The organism is Paraburkholderia sp. HD33-4, from assembly GCF_021390635.1.
Classification (GTDB): Bacteria; Pseudomonadota; Gammaproteobacteria; order Burkholderiales; family Burkholderiaceae; genus Paraburkholderia.
Genome location: NZ_JAJEJS010000001.1, coordinates 1,773,043 through 1,796,686, shown reverse-complemented (window position 1 = coordinate 1,796,686; position 23,644 = coordinate 1,773,043). Strand labels below are relative to the sequence as shown.

At 66.7% G+C, this 23,644-nt stretch carries 21 protein-coding genes; 11 read left to right on the top strand and 10 right to left on the bottom strand.

Annotation, left to right across the window (positions count from 1 at the left end; genetic code table 11):
- The first annotated feature begins 330 nt into the window (after positions 1-330).
- Entirely contained in the window at positions 331-768 is a 438-nt protein-coding gene (locus tag L0U84_RS07925; RefSeq protein WP_233849100.1) for a PGDYG domain-containing protein, read from the top strand.
- Positions 769-786: 18 nt separating this feature from the next.
- On the opposite strand, the gene L0U84_RS07920 is transcribed toward L0U84_RS07925, so the two are convergent.
- The 8 genes from L0U84_RS07920 to L0U84_RS07885 form a co-directional block, all read right to left on the bottom strand.
- Complete coding sequence (locus L0U84_RS07920) at positions 787-1,152, bottom strand: DUF3022 domain-containing protein (RefSeq protein WP_233849098.1); 366 nt, start codon at positions 1,150-1,152, stop codon at positions 787-789.
- 123 nt (positions 1,153-1,275) lie between these two features.
- Positions 1,276-2,172: a YhfC family intramembrane metalloprotease gene (locus tag L0U84_RS07915; RefSeq protein WP_233849096.1), complete on the bottom strand. Its 897-nt coding sequence runs from the start codon at positions 2,170-2,172 to the stop codon at positions 1,276-1,278.
- Positions 2,173-2,256: 84 nt separating this feature from the next.
- Positions 2,257-3,333 (bottom strand): LacI family DNA-binding transcriptional regulator, encoded by a 1,077-nt coding sequence (locus L0U84_RS07910; protein WP_233849094.1) that lies wholly within the window; start codon positions 3,331-3,333, stop codon positions 2,257-2,259.
- 54 nt (positions 3,334-3,387) lie between these two features.
- On the bottom strand, positions 3,388-4,353 hold the full coding sequence (locus L0U84_RS07905) for a 2-hydroxyacid dehydrogenase (protein WP_233849093.1): 966 nt from the start codon (positions 4,351-4,353) through the stop codon (positions 3,388-3,390).
- Positions 4,353-5,642 (bottom strand): MFS transporter, encoded by a 1,290-nt coding sequence (locus L0U84_RS07900; protein WP_233849092.1) that lies wholly within the window; start codon positions 5,640-5,642, stop codon positions 4,353-4,355. The genes L0U84_RS07905 and L0U84_RS07900 overlap by 1 nt, the downstream gene beginning before the upstream one ends.
- Before the next feature lie 121 nt (positions 5,643-5,763).
- Complete coding sequence (locus tag L0U84_RS07895) at positions 5,764-6,747, bottom strand: sugar kinase (RefSeq protein WP_233849091.1); 984 nt, start codon at positions 6,745-6,747, stop codon at positions 5,764-5,766.
- A 90-nt stretch (positions 6,748-6,837) separates the two neighbouring features.
- Entirely contained in the window at positions 6,838-7,641 is an 804-nt protein-coding gene (locus tag L0U84_RS07890) for a sugar phosphate isomerase/epimerase family protein (protein WP_233849089.1), read from the bottom strand.
- 226 nt (positions 7,642-7,867) lie between these two features.
- Entirely contained in the window at positions 7,868-8,761 is an 894-nt protein-coding gene (locus L0U84_RS07885) for a LysR family transcriptional regulator (RefSeq protein WP_233849087.1), read from the bottom strand.
- Between the two features lie 136 nt (positions 8,762-8,897).
- Here L0U84_RS07885 and L0U84_RS07880 point away from each other — a divergent pair, with 136 nt between their 5' ends.
- From L0U84_RS07880 to L0U84_RS07855, 6 genes are all read left to right on the top strand, one after another.
- On the top strand, positions 8,898-9,977 hold the full coding sequence (locus L0U84_RS07880; RefSeq protein WP_233849085.1) for a YeiH family protein: 1,080 nt from the start codon (positions 8,898-8,900) through the stop codon (positions 9,975-9,977).
- 202 nt (positions 9,978-10,179) lie between these two features.
- On the top strand, positions 10,180-10,917 hold the full coding sequence (locus L0U84_RS07875) for a glutathione S-transferase (protein ID WP_233849083.1): 738 nt from the start codon (positions 10,180-10,182) through the stop codon (positions 10,915-10,917).
- Between the two features lie 112 nt (positions 10,918-11,029).
- Positions 11,030-12,763 carry a ClcB-like voltage-gated chloride channel protein gene (locus tag L0U84_RS07870; protein ID WP_233849081.1) on the top strand — a complete coding sequence of 578 codons (1,734 nt, stop codon included), beginning with the start codon at positions 11,030-11,032 and terminating at the stop codon, positions 12,761-12,763.
- Between the two features lie 167 nt (positions 12,764-12,930).
- Positions 12,931-14,268, top strand: a complete 1,338-nt coding sequence (locus tag L0U84_RS07865) for a C45 family autoproteolytic acyltransferase/hydolase (RefSeq protein WP_233849079.1) — start codon at positions 12,931-12,933, stop codon at positions 14,266-14,268.
- 219 nt (positions 14,269-14,487) lie between these two features.
- Entirely contained in the window at positions 14,488-14,742 is a 255-nt protein-coding gene (locus L0U84_RS07860) for a hypothetical protein (protein WP_233849077.1), read from the top strand.
- A 189-nt stretch (positions 14,743-14,931) separates the two neighbouring features.
- On the top strand, positions 14,932-15,162 hold the full coding sequence (locus L0U84_RS07855) for a DUF2795 domain-containing protein (RefSeq protein WP_233849075.1): 231 nt from the start codon (positions 14,932-14,934) through the stop codon (positions 15,160-15,162).
- Positions 15,163-15,229: 67 nt separating this feature from the next.
- On the opposite strand, the gene L0U84_RS07850 is transcribed toward L0U84_RS07855, so the two are convergent.
- Positions 15,230-16,297 carry a LysR family transcriptional regulator gene (locus L0U84_RS07850; protein ID WP_233849073.1) on the bottom strand — a complete coding sequence of 356 codons (1,068 nt, stop codon included), beginning with the start codon at positions 16,295-16,297 and terminating at the stop codon, positions 15,230-15,232.
- Between the two features lie 271 nt (positions 16,298-16,568).
- Between L0U84_RS07850 and L0U84_RS07845 the strand changes: the two genes are divergently transcribed.
- Positions 16,569-16,781 carry a hypothetical protein gene (locus L0U84_RS07845; RefSeq protein WP_233849071.1) on the top strand — a complete coding sequence of 71 codons (213 nt, stop codon included), beginning with the start codon at positions 16,569-16,571 and terminating at the stop codon, positions 16,779-16,781.
- 85 nt (positions 16,782-16,866) lie between these two features.
- On the opposite strand, the gene L0U84_RS07840 is transcribed toward L0U84_RS07845, so the two are convergent.
- On the bottom strand, positions 16,867-17,484 hold the full coding sequence (locus tag L0U84_RS07840) for a TetR/AcrR family transcriptional regulator (protein WP_233849069.1): 618 nt from the start codon (positions 17,482-17,484) through the stop codon (positions 16,867-16,869).
- Between the two features lie 218 nt (positions 17,485-17,702).
- Here L0U84_RS07840 and L0U84_RS07835 point away from each other — a divergent pair, with 218 nt between their 5' ends.
- The 3 genes from L0U84_RS07835 to L0U84_RS07825 are packed head-to-tail and all read left to right on the top strand — an operon-like array spanning position 17,703 to position 23,595.
- Positions 17,703-18,851 carry an efflux RND transporter periplasmic adaptor subunit gene (locus L0U84_RS07835; protein WP_233849067.1) on the top strand — a complete coding sequence of 383 codons (1,149 nt, stop codon included), beginning with the start codon at positions 17,703-17,705 and terminating at the stop codon, positions 18,849-18,851.
- On the top strand, positions 18,848-21,976 hold the full coding sequence (locus tag L0U84_RS07830) for an efflux RND transporter permease subunit (protein WP_233849065.1): 3,129 nt from the start codon (positions 18,848-18,850) through the stop codon (positions 21,974-21,976). The genes L0U84_RS07835 and L0U84_RS07830 overlap by 4 nt, the downstream gene beginning before the upstream one ends.
- A 14-nt stretch (positions 21,977-21,990) precedes the next feature.
- A complete protein-coding gene (locus tag L0U84_RS07825; protein WP_233849064.1) occupies positions 21,991-23,595 on the top strand; it encodes an efflux transporter outer membrane subunit in 1,605 nt (534 codons plus the stop codon).
- Positions 23,596-23,644 lie beyond the last annotated feature (49 nt).

Here is a 23,644-nt window from a genome sequence, read left to right as displayed (position 1 = left end):
GGGGTTTGCCGCGTTGCGGGCGCGGCTCCGGTTGGACGCGGTTGCTTTCAGCGGTTGCTTTAGCGGTTCCTTTAGCGGTTCCTTTAGCGATTCCCTTTGCGGCCGGCTTGCCGCTTTCGACACCGCAGCGTGCCTGGACGCTTTAAGGGTAGTCGCACCTCACCCGGCTTTCCCCTTCCTCAGCTCCTCAAACCGCCCCGCCCGCACCATGCATCTGGCATGATTCGAGTGCGCGGCGTTGGGCCGGCTCTCCGTCCCAGCGCCTCCACCCACGCTCGCCGCAAAGCGGCAAGTCACCGCAACGCCTATACCCCTAACCTCACCCGCTTCATGACCGAACTCAGGAATCTCGATCTGCGTGACGATCCGCACGCCCAACGCGTCGTCAAGGACGAAACGGTAAGCGTCGAATTCGCCGCCACCGACGGCCAGCTGATGAGCCTCGAAGGCCCGAACCGCTATGTGCGCGGCGATGCGCTGATCACCGGCTCGACCGGCGACCGCTGGGTCGTGTCGCGCGAGCGCTTCGACGCGAAGTACCTGCCCGCCGATGCCGCGCTCGCGCACGGCGAAGCCGGCGCCTATCGCAACCGCCCGGCGGTGGTGCTCGCTCGCCGGATGGACGAGCCCTTCTCGCTCGCGCGCTCGGCGAGCGGCGGCGACGTGCTGCACGGCGCGGCCGGCGACTGGGTCATGCAGTACGCGCCCGGCGACTATGGCGTCGTGCAGGCCGCGCGTTTCGCGAAGGTCTATCGGCTCGCGGATTGAAATCGCGTTAGGCGCGTGTCACGCGAACTCGTCGCCGAGATCGACCGTGACTTCGCGCGGGACCGCCTCGCCGTTCGCATACATTTCTTCGAGCGAGCCCAGGCTCGCTTCGACGTATGCGCGCAATACCGCGAAGCTGCGGCCACGCAGCCGTGCCGGCATCGCGCGATAACGCGCGAGCGCCGCCGGCGCGATCGCGACCGTCATCACAATACGGCGCGCGGTCGAACCGAAGCGCATCGCTACCCAGTGAATCGTCAGCGTGGGCGTACCGTCGTCGGCGGCACGCTCGATGAACTGCGTCTGCTCGGGAAACAGATCGCTGATGACGCGCGCGAGCTCGTCGAACTCCGGATGCGCGCAGTCGTATTGGTAAGCTTCCATGAAGGCTGCCGGGAAAAGAAGATCCTGAAACGTAGGCGCATTTTAGAGAAACCACGAAGGGATAGCGAGGCGTGTGACGCCGGCCACCTCGGCGCTCGTTCGCTCATTCGCTCGTTCGCTCATTCACGCCGCGGCCGGCCGCCGGTAATTCCGTATCAGCAGTCCCGCGACGAACACCGCCGCCACCGCATAGATCGTATCGACCGCCGCGAGCGGCAGCAGCCGCGCCTGTGTCATTGCCGCGGGCACGTCGATCAGCGCGTGCACCACGATCGCGAGCGGCAGGATGCCGCGCGAGCCGGCCCGCACGCCACGCCACATCAGCACCGACAGGCCGATCTGGAACACCAGAGCCGCGACGCGTTCGAGCGCGAAAATGCCGGCCAGCTGCGGCGTCAGGCTGGCAAGAATCAGATGCACGCGCATCATCGCCTCGGCCGGCAGATTGCCGAGGTAGTCGCCGAGCCGGCCGCGGTTTTCGAGGATCGCGAATACGAGCCACTGGAACTGCACGAGCACGCCGACCATCCACGCTTCGGCGCCGCCGTGGCCGAGGCCGTAGCTGAGCGCGGCGCCATCGTCGGCGCGCAATGCGGCGGTGCGGGTGTCGGCAGTCGTGCTGGTGGCACTCGTGCTCCCTGTGCTGCTGGCCCCCCCGTTCGCATCGACGTTCGCCTTTGCGCGCACCGCCGGCCGTGCCGCTGCGCGCTTCACGAGCAGCCGCATACCGAAGAACCGCCCCACCTCCTCGCAAACGCCCGCGGCCAGCGCACCATACGCGACGAACGCGAGCGGCTGCGACAGAAACGCCGCCGTCACCTCGTTGCCACGCAGCAGATAGTCGTGCAGCGCACGCTCGATCACCATCGCGAACAGCGCGAACACCGCGACGCCGGCGATCGCGTCACGCGGCCTGAGCGCGAGCGGACGGCGCAACTGCCGGTAAATCAGAAACGGTAAAGCGGCGATGACGAGCGTGGCGAGCGCGAGGCTCGCGAGGGTAAGCGGTGGCACGACCATGAGTATCCTTGCGGGGTTTCTTGCAATCCCCGGCGCGCAACCGCTGCGCGCCGCAGCCCCGAATGATCGCAGATTGACCGGAACTCAGCGCGCCGTCGACGCACGCACGATCAACTCACCGGGCAGCAGGCAGTCGCGCGCGCCCGTCTGCGCGCCTTCGATGCGCTCGTGCAGGAATTCGACCGCGCGGTAGCCGATGTCGTAGGTCGGCTGACGGATCGTCGTGATGCCGGCGAGCTCGGCCCATTCCGGATCGTCGATCGAAAGCAGCGCGACGCGGCTCTGCCAGTGCGCGCCGTAACGCGCGTTCAGATGCAGCGCGAGACGCAACGCGACCGGTGCGTTGGCCGCGAACAGCGCGACGCGCGGAGCGTCGCCGCCGTCCGCGCCCAGCGAGTCGATCGCACGATCCAGCTGCGCGAGGCCACGTTCGAGCGCGGCCGGATCGGCGAGATCGAGCACCAGCGTATGACCGGGCGCGCGGCCGTCGTCGCGCATCGCGCGATCGAACGCTTCGACGCGTAGCTGCCGCGAGCTGACCTGCTCGAACGGCTGCACGACGAACCAGATGTGCTCGAAGCCGCGTTCCAGCAGATGCCGCGTGCCGAGTTCGGCGGCCGCGCCATTGTCGAGGCCGACCATATCGGCGACCAGCCCCTCCACCCGCCGATCGACCAGCACCGCGGGAATGCCGCCGTCGCCGACCGGCCGCAACGTCTCTTCGCGCACGCCTAGCGCGTTGACGATCACGCCTTCCACGCGATACGTGGTCAGCAGTTGCAGATAGCGCCGTTCCATCTCGACTTCGTTCGCCGCGTGGCAGATCAGCGGCATCAGGCCGAGCGCGTGGCACGCGGCCTCGACGCCTTGCAGCACTTCGACGGAGTACGGATTGGTCAGGTCGGCGACCAGCATGCCGATCAGCCGGTTGCGGCCGCGCTTCAGGCCGCGCGCCATCTGGTTCGGCTGATAGTCGAGCCGCGCGATCGCGGCTTCGATGCGCGCGCGCAGCTCGGGCGACAGCGCGCTGATCTCGCCGTTCAGATAGCGCGAGATGCTGGTCTTGCCGGTGCCGGCTTCGCGCGCGACATCGGTGATCGTCGCGCGGCGCGTCGCCGCGGGCGGCATACCGGGTGGCGTGCTGGGCGGGGTCGTGCTCATTCGCTCATCGCTCGTGTCGGTGCGGGGGCGGGAGCTTACGCGCCGCCCTGCGATTCACTTCGCCAGTACTTCACGGTTGACGATGTTGGTCGTCAACGTGCCGTCGAGCGCGGCGACCAGGTTCTCCGCCGCGTTGAGCGCCATCGCATGACGGGTCTCGTGCGTCGCCGAGCCGATATGCGGCAGCGCGACTACGTTCGGCATCGACAGCAACGGCGAGTCGGCCGGCAACGGTTCAGTGTCGAACACGTCGAGGCCCGCGCCGTGAATCGTGCCGTTCCTCAACGCTTCGATCAGCGCCGCTTCGTCGACGGTCGCGCCGCGCGACGCGTTGATCAGAATCGCGCTCTTCTTCATCGCGCGCAGTTCGGCCGCGCCGATCAGATGCCGCGTCTCCTCAGTGAGCGGCACCTGCAAACAGACGAAATCGGACTGCGCGAGCAACTCGCCCAGCTCGACGCGCCGCGCGCCATACGCCTGTTCCGCTTGACGGTTCGCGCTGCGGTTCGTGTACAGCACCTTCATGTTGAAGCCGAGCGCCGCGCGTCGCGCGACCGCGCCACCGATCCGCCCCAGACCGACGATGCCGATCGTCTTGCCCTGCACGTCGAGCCCGAAGTGCGCAGGCCCGATGCTCGCGCGCCACTGCCCTGCCTTGACCCAGTCGGCCAGCTCGACGACGCGCCGCGCGGACGCGAGGATCAGTGAGAACACGGTATCGGCGGTCGATTCGGTCAGCACGTCCGGCGTGTGCGCGAGCACGATGCCGCGGCGCGTGAGGTCGTCGACGTCGAACTGGTCGTAGCCGACCGAAATGGTCGACAGCGCCTTCAGCCGGCTCGCGCCTTCGAGCATGGCCGGGGTGATCTTCACGCTCGCGCCGATGCCGCCGTCGGCGTCGCGCAGCGCCGCGACGAACGCATCGTGCTGAGACGGATCGACCTGCACGACCTGCGCATGCTGTTGCAGATAGGCGAGCACATCCTCGGGCAGCGACTTCCAGGCGACGATCTTCTTCATCAGCTAATTTTCCTTGCGACGGTGGGACGAGCGGGCTCGCGTTGTTCTGCGGCGGCCGGCTTGACGGCGAGCGTCAGGATCACCGCGGCGACGAGCGCCACGCTCATGAATGCATACGATGCGGCGGGCGATCCGGTCGCGCCGTTCAGATAGCCGACCACGTACGAGCCGACGAACGAACCGAGCGCGCCCATGCTGTTGATCAGCGCCATCGCGCCGCCCGCGACGTTCTTCGGCAGCAGCTCCGGCACGATCGCGAAGAACGGACCGTACGGCGCGTACATGGCGGCGCCCGCGATCAGCAGCAGCGCATACGAGATCCAGAAATGCGCGGAGCCGAGCCCGTACGACGCCGCGAACGCGATCGCGCCGATCAGCAGGAACGGCCACACGAACACCTTGCGGCGGTTGAGTTTATCCGATGCCCACGAAGCTGCAAGCATCGCGATCGTCGCGGCCGCATACGGCAGTGCCGACAGCCAGCCCGTCTCGACCATGCCGAGCGACGAGCCGTTCTTCAGGATCGACGGCAGCCACAGCACGAAGCCGTACACGCCGATGCTCCAGCAGAAATACTGCGCGCACAGTTTGACGACCGCGGGGTTGCGAAACGCCTCGCTGTAGTTGCGCACCGGTTTGATCGCGGCCTGCTCGGCACGCAGCGTCTGCGCGAGGTCATCCTTTTCCTGCTGCGTGAGCCACGACACCTGCTCGGGCTTGTCCTTCACGAGGAACCACCAGCAGATCGCCCAGACGATCGCGGGTGCGCCCTCGGCGATGAACATCTGCCGCCAGCCGAACGAATGCACGAGATATCCCGACACGACCGACATCCACAGCACCGTGACCGGATTGCCGAGAATCAGGAACGTGTTGGCGCGCGAGCGCTCGCTCTTGGTGAACCAGTTGCTGATGAAGATCAGCATCGCCGGCATCACCGCGGCTTCGACGACGCCGAGCACGAAGCGGATCACCATCAGCGACGGGATGTTGCTGACCATGCCGGTCAGCGCCGCGCAGCCGCCCCACAGCACGAGGCTCCAGAACACGAGTTTCTTGACGCTGCGCCGCTCGGCGTAGATCGCGCCCGGGATCTGGAAAAAGAAATAGCCGAGGAAGAACAGCGCGCCGATCAGCGACGCGAGCCCTTTGCTGATGCCGAGATCCTGGTTGATGCCGGCTGCCGCCGCGAAACCGAAATTCGCGCGGTCGAGATACGCGAGGCTATAGGTGATGAATACGATCGGCATGATCGTCCACCAGCGGCGAATCGCAAGCGATGAAGTCATGGAAGTCTCCTTGGACGGCGTCGTCCCGAATCAATGATGAAAAAATCCTGGCGCGCTGCGGGCGCTCTTGTTGTCGTCGATGCTTGTATCAATGCTCGTTGTCGTTGCGCTCCGAGCGGTCTCAGGCCGCGCTGGCAACGCCCGGTGCGTCGGCCAGCTCGAGCGCGTCGAGTTCGGCGCGGCTCGGCAAACCTTCCGAATCGCCGATCACCTGGATCGCGAGCGCACCGATCCGGTTGCCGCGCGCGACCGCCTGCGCGAGCGTGCGGCCTTCGAGCAGCGCGCTGATCACGCCGACCGCGAAACCGTCGCCCGCGCCGACCGTGTCGACGACGTTCGCGACCGGCCGGCCAACGATCGTCGCGGCATCGGTCGCGGTGCGGTAATACGCTCCCTGCGCACCGAGCTTGACGATCACGCCGCGCGCGCCGCGCTCGAGGTAGAACTTCGCGATGTCCTCCGGCTGCGTGTAGCCGGTCAGAATCTCGCCCTCGCCGATGCCGGGCAGCACCCAGTCAGCCAGCGCGGCGAGCGCGTTCAGGCCTTCGACCATCGCTGCGCGCGACGGCCACAGCGTCGGACGCAGGTTCGGGTCGAACGAGATCGTCCTGCCTGCCGCACGCATTTCGCGGGCCAGGTGGAACGCAAGTTCGCGCGAACTCGCCGAAATCGCGGGCGCGACGCCGGTCAGATGCAGATGACGCGCGGGCAGCACGTAATCGGCGACGTAGTCGTCGAGCGACAGATGGCTCGCCGCCGAGCCTTTGCGGAAGTATTCGACCGCCGGGTCGCTGCCGTCGTCGTTCTTCGACTTCAGCTGGAAGCCGGTCGGGTAGCGCACGTCGGTGCTCACGCAGTGCTGGTCGATGCCCTCTTTCGTCAGCGTGTCGCGCACGTACTGACCGAACGAATCGTCGCCGACGCGGCTCATCCAGCCCACCCGGAAGCCGAGTCGGGACAGGCCGATCGCGACGTTCAGGTCCGCGCCGGCAATGCGCTTCGTGAAGCGCCCGACGCCCGCGAGCGGGCCGGTTTCAGCGGCGACGAACATCGCCATCGCTTCGCCGTAGGTGATCACGTCGAGGGCGGGGTACGGGTGGGTCATGCTGGGCTCCTGATGGTGCTTTTGATGCGGTGATTCGTGTTGCGTGGGAAGTGTTGTTTGCCGGGTTGGCGCTTCGGTTGCGCCGCGCGTCTACACTCGCGCGAGCCAGCTCACATAACGCGCGGCATCCGCGTCGATCCGGCTCGGGTCGAACGGAAACTCGATGCCGCGCGGCACATCGCGCGGCAGCCGGTCGAGGACCGCGCGCAATGGCGCGTCATCGTCGGCCGGTGCGATTGCAAAGCGCCGCGCGCCCTCGCCCGTGGTGCTCTTGCAATGGATGTACTCGACGTACGGCGCGAGTTGCGGCGCTATCTGCAGCGGCGCGACGTCGAGCCACGCCCAGTTGCCGGTATCGAAGGTCATGCCGAGCGCGCCCGCGTGGCCTTCACGCTTGAGCGCGTCGAACAAGCCGACGAACTGCGCGGGTGAGCCGCCCTGCGCCAGTTGCCCGTTTTCGACGACGAGCCGTGGCTGCGCGCCGCCCGTCGCGCCCGTGCGGCCCGAGCCGCTCGCGACGTGCGCAACGATGGCCGCGCCGTGAGCCTCGCCCGCGAAGCCGCCGAGTTGCAGCTTGACGAAGCGCGCGCCGAGCGCGGTCGCTTCGTCGAGCGCGAGACACAGTGCGTCGATATCGAGCTGGCCGTCCGCCGCGTACAACGATGCCGGGGTCGAAAACACCGACCACAGGCCGAGCTCGGCCAGCGCCGCGCCGAGCTCGCGCAGACGGTGCGGGTCCGCATCCGCGTCGCTCGCGAACAACTCGCGACGCACTTCGAAACCCGCCGCGCCGGCGCGCGTTGCCGCCCGCGCCCATTTCAGATGGCCGTCGGCGCGCACCGCGTTCATGCCGAACGCGCTGGCGACGATCACGATCTCCACTGCATCAGCCATGTCTAACTCACTCGATTCTGTCGTGAAACCGACGCTTGGAACCGGTTCCAAAACCACTTCGAAAAAAAGCGCCGAGGCGCTGCGATGTGCGAATAGTGCGCGGGACAGCCATCGCGCACCATAGAGGAAATCCCTAGGCGAGGCAGGCATGAAGCGAGCCGCACAGGCCACGCCCCGTCCGTCGCGCGTACGGAATCGCGGCGGACGCACCGTGCCGGCGCTCGATTCAGCCGCCGTCGTCCGCGAGACACATCGCCAGAAACTGTTCGACCACCCGCGACGGCGCGCTCGCATGCGGCACCAGAATCGACAGCCGCCGCGTCAGCGGCTCAGGGCTGAGCGACATGAGCCGCAGCGCGCCGTTCTCGTGCCGCATCGACATCGCCGACACGAAGCCGACGCCCATGCCGGCCCGCACCGCCTCCTTCACCCCTTCGACCCCCGCGATCTCGAGCGCCACGCGCATTGGCACGCCCGCCCGCGCGAACTCGCGCTCGACCGTCTGGCGCACACCCGAGCCTTCCTCGCGCAGCACCAGCGGATACGCGCCGAACGCGGCCAACTCGATGCTCCCGCCGCTGTCCGCCTGAGCGAGCGGATGCGAGCGCGGCATGATCGCGACGATCTCGTCCTCGCGCCACGCGTGGACGACCGTGTCCGGCGGCAGATCGGCGCCGGCGGGACCTTCAATCATCGCGATGTCGACCGAGCCGAGCGCACCGACGATCTCGGCCGTGTTGCCGTTGGCGGTATGCACGGTCACGTCCGGATAGCGGCGATGGAATTCGGCGATCAGGTACGGCAGCAGATAGCTCGCCGGCGTCGTGCTCGCGCCGATCCGCAAGGTGCCTTGCTCGAGACCGCGCAACGCGTCGCGATAGGCATGCGCCTGCCGCCAGGTGTCGCGCAGCCGCGCCGCATAGCTGGCGAGTTGCTCGCCGGCCGGCGTCAACCGCACGCCGCGGCCGTCGCGCAGATACAGCGGCTCGCCGAACTCGTCCTGCAATTGCCGCAGCTGGCCGGACACCGCCGGCTGCGACAGATGCAGCGCCACCGCCGCCCGGCTGATATTGCGATGCTCAGCGACGGCAGCGAACGTTATAAGTTGATCCGGGGTCATCTCGTTTAAATATCCGTTGAGCCGATACTTCACATTCTAAATCACGATTTTTCATATCGATATATCTAATTTAGGATTAGCCCCGTTGCTGCTCATGCATTTCCATGCAGCTCGTTACGAAGCCAGGCACCCGATCATGTCCACACCTACCGTCCCGCTCACCGTCGCCTCCCCCGCGCTGTCCGCCCGCGGCCAGCTCAATGGCGTACTGTTCGTCGCACTGTTCGCCGCCGCCGTCACGCGCATCGCGGCGATTCCGGCGATTGCCGGCCTCGGCCTGAGTCCGCTGATCGTCGGCATCGTCGCCGGCGCGATCTACGGCAATGCGCTGCGCGACGGCATGCCGGCCAGCTGGGCGGCCGGCGTCAACTTCTCCGCGCGCAAGCTGCTGCGCATCGCGGTCGCGTTCTTCGGCCTGCGCGTGAGCCTGCAGGAAATCGCCCAGGTCGGCCTGCCGGGTCTCGCGGAATCGGTGCTGATCGTCGTCAGCACGCTCGTGATTGGCACCTGGGCCGGCATGAAAATCATGAAGCTCGATCGCGACACCGCGCTGCTGACGGCGGCCGGCAGCGCGATCTGCGGCGCGGCCGCGGTGCTCGCGTTCGAATCGACGTTGCAATCGAAGCCGCACAAAAGCGCGATGGCGGTCGGCAGCGTGGTGCTGTTCGGCACGCTGTCGATGTTCCTGTACCCGGTGCTGTTCAACGCGGGCTGGCTGCATCTCGACACGGTCGGCGCGGGTCTGTTCTTCGGCGGCACGATCCACGAGGTCGCACAGGTGGTCGGCGCGGCGAGCAACGTGAGCCCGGAGGCGACGCACATCGCAACGATCGTCAAGATGACCCGCGTGATGCTGCTCGTGCCGGCATTGCTGGTGGTCGGCCTGTGGGTGAACCGCGCGGCGCGCGGCGCGAAGGATGGCAGCGCGGACGGCGCCGCCCCGCGCAAGCTCGCGATTCCCTGGTTCGCACTCGGCTTCCTCGCCTGTGTCGTGATCAACTCGCTGCACGTGCTGCCGGAAAGCGCGACCTCGACGCTGAACCTGTTCGATACCTTTGCACTGACGATGGCGATGACCGCACTCGGCATGGAAACGCGGATCTCGCAGATTCGCGAAGCGGGCCCGCGCGCGCTGACCACCGGCCTGATTCTGTATGTGTGGCTGATCGCCGGCGGACTGGGCATCACATGGGCCGTCCAGCACCTGTTCAGCTGAGCCGTCGCCGGCTTCCCCGCCTTCCCCGACACCCCGCCGCGCGCGGGGTTTTGCGCTTTCTGGCGCCCCATGCGGGCCGATCACACGGCATACTCGTTGCTGCGAACTTTGCTCCCCCAACCCGCCTGTGCGCATCGTGCGATGGCCGTGGTGACACCACCTTCGCGCAACGCGTCAGGGCGACCGGAATGAGGATCGATCGATGAGCCTGGAACTGTACTACTGGGATGGCCTGCAAGGCCGTGGCGAATTCGTGCGGCTCGCGCTGGAGGAAGCCGGCGTCGACTATGTCGAAGTCGCGCGCGGCAAGCCTTCGAAGGGCCTTGGCACCGCGGCGATGATGACGGTGATGGACAGCCCCGACGAGCCTTACCCGCCGTTCGCACCGCCGTTTCTGAAAGACGGCGATCTGGTGATCGCGCAGACCGCCAACATCCTGTTCTATCTCGGCCCGCGCCTGAAGCTCGCGCCGCAGGTGGACAGCCTGCGCTACGTCGCGAACGGCCTGCAGCTAACCATCGCCGACGTCGTCACCGAAGCGCACGACACCCACCATCCGCTCGCGAGCGGCCTCTACTACGAGGAGCAGAAAGACGCGGCGAAGGTGCGCGCGCACGATTTCATCGACCATCGGATTCCGAAGTTCATGTCGTATTTCGAGCGCGTGCTCGCGCAGAATCCGGCCGGCGACAGCTTCATGGTCGGCGACACGCTGACCTACGTCGACCTGTCGATGTTCCAGCTGATCGACGGTCTGCTGTACGCGTTTCCGCGCGCGCTGAAGGGCTTCGGCGAGCACTATCCGCGGCTCGCCGCGCTGCACGACAGGGTGATCGCCAGACCGAACATCGCCGCGTATCTGGACTCGGACCGGCGCATCGGCCATAACGAAAGCTGCATCTTCCGGCACTACCCGGAACTCGACAAGGCGGCGAGTTGAACCGCGTCGCCCGCCCCCGCCCACTCGCCGCCGCGCGCCCGCCATTCGAGGCGGGCGCGCTGCTGTCGTGGCGCGGGTATTTCAACCTCCCATCACGCCCCGTACCGTCGACGTGCTTTCATTCCTGCTGAAGCTGCGCACCCGCGCCCAACGTCTGTTCCGCCTCTCCGAAGCCCACACGATGCTGGTCTGGTCGGTCGTGGTCGGCATTGCCGGTGCATTCGCGACCATCGTGTTTCGCAAGTGCATCGAACTGCTGCAATTCGCGATGACCGGCCACTCCGGCAGCTTCGTCGAAACGGCGCGCAGCCTGCCGTGGACCACCCGCATCTGGGTGCCGGCCGCGGGCGGTCTGATCGCCGGCGTGTTTCTGCTGATCGCGCAGCGTTACGCCGACAAGAACACCCACACCGACTACATGGAAGCGGTTGCGATCGGCGACGGCGTCGTGCCGGTGCGCCTGAGCCTGTGGCGCAGCGTGTCGTCGCTGTTCACGATCGCGAGCGGCGGCTCGATCGGCCGTGAAGGTCCGATGGTGCAGCTCGCCGCGCTCGCCTCGTCGCTGATCGGCCGCTGGGTCCATTTCGATCCGCCGCGGCTGCGCCTGCTCGTCGCGTGCGGCGCGGCCGCCGGTATCACGTCCGCGTACAGCGCGCCGATCGCGGGCGCGTTTTTCGTCACCGAGATCGTGCTTGGCTCGATCGCCATGGAAAACTTCGGGCCGGTGCTGGTCGCGGCGGTCGTTGCGAACATCACGATGCGCGAGTTCGCGGGCTACAAGCCACCCTACGAGATGCCGGTGTTTCCGACCGTGACCGGTCTCGAAGTGCTGCTGTTCGTCGCGCTCGGCGCACTGTGCGGCGCGGCCGCGCCGCAGTTCCTGCGGCTGCTCGATGCATCGAAGCGAGCCTTTCGCAAGCTGCCGGTGGCGCTGCCGCTGCGGCTCGGGATCGGCGGCCTGGTGGTCGGCATCATTTCGGTCGCGGAGCCCGAGGTATGGGGCAACGGCTACAGCGTCGTGAACTCGATCCTGCATTCGCCGTGGACCTGGACCGCGCTCGTGCTCGTGCTCGTCTGCAAGCTCGCGGCGACCGCGGCGACGGCCGGCTCCGGCGCGGTCGGCGGCGTATTCACGCCGACGCTGTTCGTCGGCGCGGCGGTCGGCTCGCTGTTCGGCCAGGGCATGCACGCGTTGTGGCCGCATGCGACGTCGGCCGCCTATGCGTATGCGATGGTCGGCATGGGCGCGTTCCTCGCGGGCGCGACCCAGGCGCCGCTGATGGCGATCCTGATGATCTTCGAGATGACGTTGAGCTATCAGGTCGTGCTGCCGCTGATGCTGTCGTGCGTGGTCGCGTATTTCATCGCGCGCGCGATCGGCAAGACCTCGATGTACGAGATCACGCTGCGCCGCAATCGCGAGGAGCAGGAGCGCTCGCGGCTGCGCGCGACGCAGATGCGCGAGCTGATCCGCCCCGCGCAGACCGTCGTGCCGCCGAACGCGACCGTGCACGACATGACGCGCGTGTTCCTCGAATATCCGGTCAAGTATCTGTACGTCGCGAACGACTCGGGCGCGTTTCTCGGCGTGGTCGCGCTGAAGGACATCACGTCCGATCTGCTCGAGGGGCGCGACACGTCGACCAAAACCGCCGCCGACTATCTGCAGCCGCATTTTGACGTGCTGACGCCGGACATGTCGCTCGCCGTCGCGTTGCAGCACTTCATGGCGTTCCAGGGCGAGCGGCTGCCGGTGATCGAAAGCGCCGCGCATCCGAAGCTCGCCGGCGTCGTCTACAAGACCTCGCTGCTCGACGCGTACTTCCGCATGAATCCGTCGCGCTAGAGCGTTTGCCGAGGCTTGGCGGCTCCCCTGTTCGCCGGGCGCGATGCAAAGCGCCGCGGATTCTCTACAATGAACAGACCGCCGGCCCTTCATGCGGCCGGCACGCGTGAGCGCTGCATGGGCGCGGCGACAGCGCCCGCCCTATACGCCGGATAGTCGGAGCGAACATGAGCGAACCGTCCCCTGAGGCCGTACGCCGCGATCAGGCCGGCTGGATTTTCGTGCATATCGAAGGCGAGCCGTACGATCGCGGCGAGCAGCACGGCCAGTTGCTCGCCGACGAAATCAGAAACGCGATCCGCACCGCGCGCTATCTCGCCAAATGGGACACCGGCGAGGAGTTCGACACCTTCGTCAATGCCGCGACGAGCCAGTTCGCGAGCAAGCTCGACACCGAATTCGCCGACGAAATCCATGGCATCGCCGACGGCGCGAAGCTGCCGTTCGCCGAAGTGCTTGCGTGGAACGGCTACATGGATCTGCTGCAAAGCTGGTGGCCGACGCATGCGTCGCAGCAGCAGCCGCAGCTGGGCGCGAAACTGTGGCGCGGGCGGCGCGGTCACCACTGCAGCGCATTCGTCGCGACTGGCAACGCGACCCGCGACGGCCGCATCGTGATGGCGCACAACTCGTGGGACCGCTACGCGGCCGGCGACGCGTTCAACGTCGTGTTCGACATCGTGCCCGATCGCGGCAACCGGATCCTGATGCAAGGCCTGCCGGGCTGCATCTCGAGCCTGACCGATTTCTGGGTCACGGCGGCCGGCCTGATGATCACCGAAACGACGATCTCGAACTTCGCGGGCTACAACGCGGCCGGCGCACCCGAGTTCTATCGCTCGCGGCGCGCGTCGCAATACGCGAACAGCATCAAGGAATGGTGCGACATGTTCTCGCTCGCGAACAACGGCGGCTACGCGAACAGCTGGCTGCTCGGCGACACCAAGACCGGCGAGATCGCGCGTTACGAACTCGGGCTCCACTATTCGGGCTTCGAGACCACCAAAGACGGTTTCTACAGCGGCTACAACACCGCGACGGATCTGAAGATCCGCAATCAGGAATGCACCGGCGAAGGCGAGGACTATACCGACGTGCGCAAGAACGGCGCGCGGCGTCTGCGCTTCATGCAGCTCGAGGAAATGCATCGCGGCAGCATCGACGTGGAACTCGCCAAGCAGATGATCGCCGATCATCACGACGTCTATCTCGATCGCAACGACAACCCGTGCTCGCGCACGATCTGCGGGCATCTGGAACTCGACGACGCGCGCTTCGGCGGCACCGATCACGGCCCGTTCAATCCGTGGGGCGCGAACGACGGCAAGGTGGTCGACAGCGAAATGGCGCGCGAGATGGCGTTCACCGCGCGCTGGGGGCATCCGTGCGGCCGCCCGTTCGACGCGCAGGCGTTCATGAAGCGGCATCCGCAGTGGAACTGGCTGAACGGCTATATGCGTGACCGGCCGTCGTGGCCGTGGACGCGCTTCGACGTACTGCGCTAATGCATGGCCGGACGAGCGAGCCGGTTCGTGCGATGATGGAATCTACAATACGGTTTTGTCGCAAATGTGCGCGCGCTTTGCAGTATTTGCCATCTAAGATGGTAAGGAGTCCGGGCCGCGCAGCGCCACGCCGTCCCTAGCTTGCACCGTCCTTTCGACGCGGGACGGCACAGGGTTTGCTCGATTGTCAGCGCCGCATGAGCTTTAGGAGGTCGGGCGATGAAAACCTCGACACTGTTAATCATGGTGACGCTGTCAGCCTCGTGCTTTGCCGCGCCGGTTCATACCGCGTCGGACAGCACGGATGCCATCCTGCTTGCCCAACGCGCCAACGCCGCGCCGGTCGCGCCGCCGGCTCCAGAAATCTCGAGCACCGACCCCAACCGTCCGCAGCACTGGGACCATATTGCGCTGCCGAAGTCCCGACATCTGGAACGCAGCCTGACCGGGCAAAACGAGCATCTGACCACCTGAGGGCGGCCGTAGCGGCGGGCGATGGCGCGGCCGCGATGGCGCGCCGGTCCGGTTTGCGCCGGCTGTCATCATGATGGAATGGCGATGCGCGCGGGATTGCGACAGACTGCGAGAAAGTCATCGCGGCGAGGCGCTGGCTTTCGCGGCGGCAATCACAGCGTGACTAACTTGAGCTACAGGAGCATGCCCATGACGGCCTCGGACATCCCCGGCGAATCGATCGATCTGCAGATTAGCGATCTTCTCAGCGAAGTCGAATTTCCGACCAACAAGGATGCGCTCGTCGATGCGGCGCGCGAAGCCGGCGCGAGCAACGAGGTACTGGCGATGCTCGATGGCATGCCGGAGCAGGATTACGTCGACATCGAGTCGGTCACGCGCCTGATCGGCGGCAATTATGGTCCGGGCTTAGGGATCTGAAGCCGGATCTGAACCAGGATCTGAAACCGGATCTGAACCCGGATTCAGACCCGCCTCACCTCACACTTCAGAACTGGGACGACGCCGCGATCCGCGTGCGCGGCACCCGCGTCACACGGCGGGTCGTACCGCTGCTTTCGAAGGCGCCGTCGGCCATTCCGCGCGCGGTCAGATCGTCGGCCCCGCTCACCTCCGCCACCGCCCGCACCTGCGCCGCGCTCCGGGAATCCCGCGCCGACGCGCTTTCCGGCTGAAAGTGCTCGACCAGATGATCGATGAACGTGCGCACCTTCGCCGGCAGATGCAGCCGGCTCGGATACGCAATCGTGATTTCGATGGGCGGCAAACTGTAGTCGTCGAGCAGACGCACGAGCCGCCCGGCCGTCAGATCGCGCCCGATCAGGTAGCTCGGCAGGATCGCCACGCCCATGCCGAGCAGCGCGAACTGCCGCAGCATCTCGGCATTGTTCGCCGCGATTGCGTTGGTAGGCCGCACCCGCACCTCGCCATCCGGACCCTTGAACACCCGCTCCTCGCCGCCACCCTGCTCGGCCGGCCGGCTCAGACATGAATGCCTGAGCAGATCTTCGGGACGGGTCGGCGTGCCGTGTTGCGCGAGATACTCGGGCGTCGCGCAGACCGTCATGTAGCCGGTCGTCAGCCGTCGCGTGACGATGCTCGCGCTGCGCATGTGCCGCGCAACCAGGATACCGACGTCGAAGCCCTCTTCGACGAGATCGACGTGGCGGTCGGCCAGCGTGACGTCGGGCACGACGTCCGGAAAGCGTGCCGCGTACGACTGCACGACCGGCGCGAGACTGTGCAACCCGAATACGACCGGCGCGACGATGCGCAGCGTGCCGACCGGCTCGTGATTGCGCGCCACCACCATCTGCTCGACGCCTTCGAGATCGGCGAGGATGTGACGTACGCGCTCCAGATAGGTCGCGCCCGATTCGGTCAACGAAAGACGGCGGGTCGTGCGGTTCAGCAGTCGCGTACCGAGGCGCGCTTCGAGATCCGCGACGTGCCGCGTGATGACCGCGGTGGACAGATCCAGCGCGCCCGCCGCGCCGACGAAACTGCCGAGGTCCGCCACCTTGACGAACACGCGCATCGACTGCAGTTGATTCATGGGACGACTCCTGCCTCGGTAAAGCCGGGCCGGCGCAACCCTTGCCGCCTGTGTCGACCCGCGCCGCGTCGGCGTGCGCGGGGTCTGCCCAACGCAACCGATTCTAGCGATCGGACATGTCCCAACCCTGACCCAGACATGACATTCCGGTCAGATTCGACGCGGCGTGTCAATCGCGCCGCTATTACGGCGTCTATTGTGGATTTTGGCTAGGTATAAACCCTAGTCTACTGGTAAGATAGCGGCCAAAGGAAATTACCGCTATACCGCCATGCCACATCGTTTTCATCTGCTGGAAAAAATCGCGTTTTCGCTGGTTTGCTGGTCGGCCGCCGCGAGCTCGGCCTATATCGGTTACGAGCGCTGTCCCGACATCAAGGTCGCGCTGCACGCCGGAGAAAAATTCCTCGACGCCAGCAGCCAATACGCGTTCGCGTGCGCGGCGCCCGCCGCGGCAGCCTGCGCGCAACTGCCGCTCGACTGATTTTTCCGGTTTTAGCCGTATCTGACGCGCGATCCGTCCGGGTCGCGCGTTCGCGCATCTGCGCATCCGGGCTCAGCGCCCACGCTCACGCATCGCGCCCGAACACCACGCGCGAGAAAAACCCCGCCAGCACCGTTTCGGCCATCTCCGTCGGCACATTCTGCGGATCGACCGTGTAGAAGAATTGCACGCCGTCGCACAGACCCATCAGGCCGATCGCGAGCTGCTCGGGCGGCATCGACATCGGCGTGCCCACGCGCTCCGAGAACTCGCGCACATAGGCGCTCAACTGTTCGATCTTTTCGTGCATGAACGCGTTGAAGCGCAGCCGGAACCGGCCGTCGCGCACCGCGAGCAGCTTCGCCTCGACCCACAACAGAAAACATTTGTTCTCGCGATGCAGCGAGCTGTAATAGCGCAGCACGCGCGCCTCCATCTCCTCGCGCGATGCCGCGCTCTCGAAGATCGCATGCAGGCCCGCCTGCATCGCTTCGTGATCGCGCCGCAACAGCTCCAGAAACAGCTCGGTCTTGCTGCGGAAGTTCGAATAGAACGCGCCGCGCGTATAGCCTGCCGCCGCCGCGATGTCCTCGACACTCGCCGCGACGAAGCCCTTCTTCATGAAAGTGGCCTGCGCGGCATCGAGCAGCCGCTCGCGCGTCTGGTCCTTGCTCTGCTCTCGTGTCAGTCTTTGACGTTTCATGGCCGCAAGCCTAGCACTCCAAAGATTTCAAATCCAGCCATACATTCAGATACAGGAGTGTATTAGAATGCATCTCGTCATCCAAAGCCATACCTGTATGCAATCAGCATGACGCGGCGTGCAGGTCTTCGCTGGCGGGCCGCGCGGCTTGCCGTGTTCGTTCGCTGTCTCCAGTTGGGGTAATTGTGAAGCGTCCCGGTTCTCCCGCATCGTCAGCGATGCGCCAGCAGTCTCCCCCATCCCCTCACCGCGGCTTCTCCAGGCAGACCTGCGCGCTGGCGCTGGCCGGCTTGCTCGCGCTTACGGCCTGCTCGAAGAAGGAAGCCACGGCACCCGCGCCGCGCCCGGTGGTCGCACTCGCCGTGCATCCGGACGGCCACGCGCTGCAGGCGGCGTCGCTACCCGGCGAAGTGCAGGCGCGCTATTCGACGCCGCTGTCGTTTCGCGTCGCCGGCAAGATCATCGAACGGCGGGTACGGCTCGGCGACACGGTGAAAAGCGGTGAAGTCGTCGCGCTGCTCGACCCGGCCGATGCGCAGAAAAACGCCGCGAGCACGCAGGCACAGCTCGACGCCGCGCAGCACAACCTCGTCTATGCGCAGCAGCAGCTCGAACGCGACCGGGCGCAGGCCAAAGAAAACCTGATCGCGCCGGCCCAGCTCGAACAGACCACCAACGCCTACGCGTCCGCGCTCGCGCAGCGCGATCAGGCGCAGCAGCAGGCAGCGCTCGCGAAGAACCAGCTGCAGTACACGACACTCGTCGCCGGTCATGCGGGCGTCATCACGGCCGAGCAGGCGGACACGGGACAAAACGTGTCGGCCGGTCAGGCCGTCTACAACCTCGCGTGGAGCGGCGACGTCGACGTGCTGTGCGACGTGCCCGAAAGCGCGCTCACCGCGTTCGCGGTCGGCCAGAACGCGAGCGTCACGCTCGCCGCGCTGCCGGGCCGCAAGCTCAGTGCGCGCGTGCGCGAGCTGTCGCCGGCCGCCGATCCGCAAAGCCGCACGTGGCGCGCGCGTCTGACGCTGATCGATGCCGGCGCCGACGTGCGTCTCGGCATGACCGCCGACGTCACGCCGGCCGTGCCGCTTCCCGCGGCGGCCGCGCAACACGGCGTGTTCACGCTGCCGGTCACCGCGCTGTTTCACGAGGGGCGCGAACCGGCCGTGTGGGTCGTGCGCGCCGCGGACAACACGCTCGAGTTGCGCCGCGTGAGCGTCACGCGCTACTACGAGCGCACGTTCGTCGTCAGCGATGGCCTGAAAGATGGCGAAAGCGTCGTGCTGCAAGGCGTGCATACCGTGAGCGCCGGCGAGAAAGTCCGCGCGATCGCGCCGCCGCATCCCGAGGACTTCGCTTCATGAGCACGTTGCACGAAGAAGGACGCTTCAATCTGTCCGCGTGGGCGCTGCGTCATCAGGCACTGGTCGTGTTCCTGATCGCGCTCGCCACCGCGTTCGGCATCCTCGCGTACACGCGGCTCGCGCAGTCGGAAGACCCGCCCTTCACGTTCAGAGTGATGGTGATCCGCACGTTCTGGCCGGGCGCCACCGCGCGCCAGGTGCAGGAGCAGTTGACCGATCGCATCGGCCGCAAGCTGCAGGAGACGCCGGACGTCGATTTCGTGCGCAGCTACTCGCGTCCCGGCGAATCGCTGATTTTCTTCACGATGAAAGACTCGGCGCCGGTGAGCCAGGTCCCCGAGACGTGGTATCAGGTGCGCAAGAAGGTCGGCGACATCTCGGCGACCTTACCGCCGGGCATCCAGGGCCCGTTCTTTAACGACGAATTCGGCGACGTCTACACCAACATCTACACGCTCGAAGGCGACGGCTTTTCCGCCGCGCAACTGCACGACTACGCGGACCAGCTCCGCTCGGTGCTGCTGCGCGTGCCGGGTGTCGGCAAGGTCGACTATTTTGGCGACCCCGACCAGCACATCTACATCGAGATCGCGAACACGCAGTTGACGCGTCTGGGCATCTCGCCGCAACAGCTTGGGCAGGCGATCAACGGGCAGAACACGATCGCGCCCGCGGGCACGCTGACCACCACGGACGACCGCGTGTTCGTGCGCCCGAGCGGCCAGTTCAACGACGTGGGCGCGCTCGCCGACACGCTGATCCGCATCAACAACCGCACGTTCCGTCTCGGCGACATCGCGACGATCAGGCGCGGCTATGACGACCCGATCGTCACGCAGATGCGCTTCGGCGGCAAACCCGTGCTCGGCATCGGCGTGACGATGCAGCCGGGCGGCGACGTGATCCGCCTCGGCCGCGCGCTCGATCAGCAGATGACCCAGCTGCGCGCCGCGCTGCCCGCCGGCTTGAATCTCGTCGAAGTATCGAGCATGCCGCACGCGGTCGCGCGCTCGGTCAACGACTTTCTCGAAGCGGTGGCCGAAGCGGTCGCGATCGTGCTGGTCGTGAGCCTCGTGTCGCTCGGCGTACGCACCGGCATGGTCGTCGTGATCTCGATTCCGGTGGTGCTCGCGGTCACCGCGCTGTGCATGTACCTGTTCGATATCGGTCTGCACAAGGTGTCGCTCGGCACCCTCGTGCTCGCGCTCGGCCTGCTCGTCGACGATGCGATCATCGCGGTCGAAATGATGTCGGTGAAACTCGAGCAAGGCTGGAACCGCACGCGCGCGGCGGCCTTCGCGTACACCAGCACCGCGTTTCCCATGCTGACCGGCACGCTCGTGACCGTGTCGGGCTTCCTGCCGATCGCGCTCGCGAAGTCGAGCACCGGCGAGTACACGCGCTCGATCTTCGAGGTGTCGGCGATCGCGCTGATCGCGTCGTGGCTCGCGGCGGTCGTGCTGATTCCGCTGCTCGGCTATCACATGCTGCCCGAGCGTAAGCGCCACGCGCACGAGCCCGACGACCACGAACACGACATTTACGACACGCGCTTTTACACGCGTTTGCGCGCCTGGATCGGCTGGTGCATCGAGCGGCGCTTCGTCGTGCTCGCCATCACCGTGCTGCTGTTCGTGCTCGCGATGGCCGGCTTCTCGCTCGTTCCGCAGCAGTTCTTTCCGAGCTCGGACCGGCCGGAGTTGCTGGTCGATGTGCGGCTGCCCGAAGGCGCGTCGTTCGATGCCACGCTGCGCCAGGCGCAGCGCCTCGAACAGGCTCTCAAAGGGCGGCCTGAAATCGATCACACGGTCAGCTTCGTCGGCACCGGCGCGCCGCGCTTTTATCTGCCGCTCGATCAGCAATTGCAGCAGCCGAACTTCGCGCAATTCGTGATCACCGCGAAATCGGTCAAGGATCGCGAGAAGCTCGCGCAGTGGCTCGAACCCGAATTGCTGAACAACTTCCCGGCGATCCGCACGCGCCTGTCGCGCCTCGAGAACGGGCCGCCGGTCGGCTATCCGGTGCAGTTCCGCGTGAGCGGCGACGACATCGCGACCGTGCGCTCGATCGCCGAACGCGTCGCCACGACGATGCGCGCCAACCGCGGCACGCGCAACGTGCAGTTCGACTGGGACGAACCCGCCGAGCGCTCGGTGCGCTTCGAGATCGACCAGAAGCGCGCGCGCGAGCTCGGCGTGAGCTCCGAAGACATCTCCAGCTTCCTCGCGATGACGATGTCCGGCTACACGGTCACGCAGTATCGCGAACGCGACAAGCTGATCAGCGTCGATCTGCGCGCGCCGCGTGCCGAACGCGTCGACCCGTCACAGCTGACCGCACTCGCGATGCCGACGCCGAACGGCCCCGTGCCGCTCGGCACGCTTGGGGCTCTGCGCAACGACCTCGAATACGGCGTGATCTGGGAACGCGACCGCCAGCCGACCATCACCGTGCAGTCCGACGTGTCGGCCGGCGCGCAAGGCATCGACGTCACGCACGCGGTGGACCGCGCGCTCGCGCCGATTCGCGCTTCGCTGCCGGTCGGCTATCGGATCGAGATCGGCGGCTCGGTCGAGGAAAGCGCCAAGGGTCAAACCTCGATCAACGCGCAGATTCCGATCATGGTGATCGCGGTGCTCACGCTGCTGATGATCCAGCTGCAAAGCTTCGCGCGCGTGCTGATGGTCGTAATGACCGCGCCGCTCGGTCTGATCGGCGTCGTGCTCACGTTGCTGCTGTTCGGCCAGCCGTTCGGCTTCGTCGCGATGCTCGGCGTGATCGCGATGTTCGGCATCATCATGCGCAACTCGGTGATTCTGGTCGATCAGATCGAGCAGGACATCGCGTCGGGGCACAAGCGTTTCGACGCGATCGTCGGCGCGACCGTGCGGCGCTTCCGGCCGATCACGCTGACCGCCGCGGCCGCCGTGCTCGCGCTGATCCCGCTGTTGCGCTCGAACTTCTTCGGGCCGATGGCGACCGCGCTGATGGGCGGCATCACGAGCGCGACGATCCTCACGCTGTTCTATCTGCCCGCGTTGTACGCCGCGTCGTTCCGCGTGCGAGCCGACGAGCGCGAGCCGCAGACGCCGTCCGGTTCCGGCGCCACGCACACGGGTAACTGAGCATGAGCACGAGCATGACTATTCCCGCCCTGTCCCGCCGCCGCCGCCGCGCGCCGTTCGACGCGCTGGCCCGTACCACGCTTGCCACGAGCATCGCGAGCCTGACCTGCATGCTCGGCGCCTGCTCGTTCGGACCGAACGGCGAACCGCCCGCGATGCCGCAGCCCGCGCACTACGGTGCCGAAGCGCTGCCGACGCAGACCGTGCCCGCGCAGGGCATCACGCAACAGTTCGTGACCGGCGCGCAACCGGTGCCGGAATGGTGGAAGCTGTACCGTTTGGATGCGCTCAACGCGCTGGTCGACGAAGGCCTGCGCAATAGTCCGACACTTGCCGCGACCGATCGCAGTCTGGCCGCCGCGCGCGAGCAGTTGCGCGCGCAGGTCGGCAGCTCGCTGCTGCCGACCATCGACGCCGGCGGCCAGGCCACCCGCAATCGTGCGCTCGCGATCCCCGAGATCGGCCCGAACACGTTTCTGTACAACGTGTTCGTCGGCCAGTTGCAGGCGCACTACACGTTCGATCTGTTCGGCGCCGCGCGGCTCGCCAACGCGGCGCTCGCCGCGCGCGTGAACGTGCAGGTCTACCAGCTCGAGGCGGCGCGGCGCGCGCTCGCCGCGAACATCGTCACGGCGACGATCACGAGCGCCGCGCTGCATGCGCAGATCGATGCCACCGAGCGGCTCGTGAGCCTCGCCAACGATCAGGCGCGCGATACCGCGCGGCGCTTTGAGCTCGGCGCGGTATCGCATGCCGATCTGCTGAACGCGCAGCAGAGCGCGGCGAGCGTGTCCGCGAGTCTGCCGGCGCTGAAGCAGCAGTGGCTCACCACGCGTCACGCGCTCGCGGTGCTGCTCGGACGCACGCCCGATGCCGCGCCGGACGACGTCGATCTCGCGCAGCTGCATGTGCCGGAGCAGGTGCCGGTCGTCGTGCCGTCGGAACTGCTGCGCACGCGGCCGGACATCGAGGCCGCCGACGCGGCGCTGAAGGCCGCGGCGACCGATGTCGGCGTCGCGACCGCGCAAATGTTTCCGAGCCTGTCGCTGTCGGCATCGATGGGACAAGGCGGCTTCAGCTGGCCGGTCGCGATGTCGGGTGCGGGGGCGATCTGGAGCATCGGCGCGTCGCTGTCGCAACCGCTGTTTCACGGCGGCGCGCTGCTCGCGCAGCGCCGCGCCGCGCAGCACACGTACGAGGCGAGCGTGTCGCAGTACAAGCAGACCGTGTTGGCCGCGTTCCAGAACGTCGCCGATACGCTCGCGTCGCTCGAGCACGACGCGCAGTCGCTCGACGCCGCGAACGTCGCCGCGCGTTCGGCACAAGGTGTGTTCAACGACACCTCGGCGCGCTATCGGCTCGGCGCGCTGCCCGTCGCGGCGACGCGTTCGAGCGAGCAGCAATGGCGCAACGCGCAGCTCGACGAGATCCGTTATACGAGCGCGCGGCTGACCGATACGGCCGCGCTGTTTCAGGCGATGGGGAATCCGCCGCTCGACCAGAGCGGGACGTCGTCCGCACCGGCGGCGGCTACTTCCACCTCTGCTTCTACTCCTGCTTCTACTCCGACTTCCGCGTCGGCGTCCGTTGGTACAACGAACACCACCGCCTCCAACTAAACCTGGGATTCCGTACGGAACGCGGCGCACTTATCCCCAGTTCGTGTTG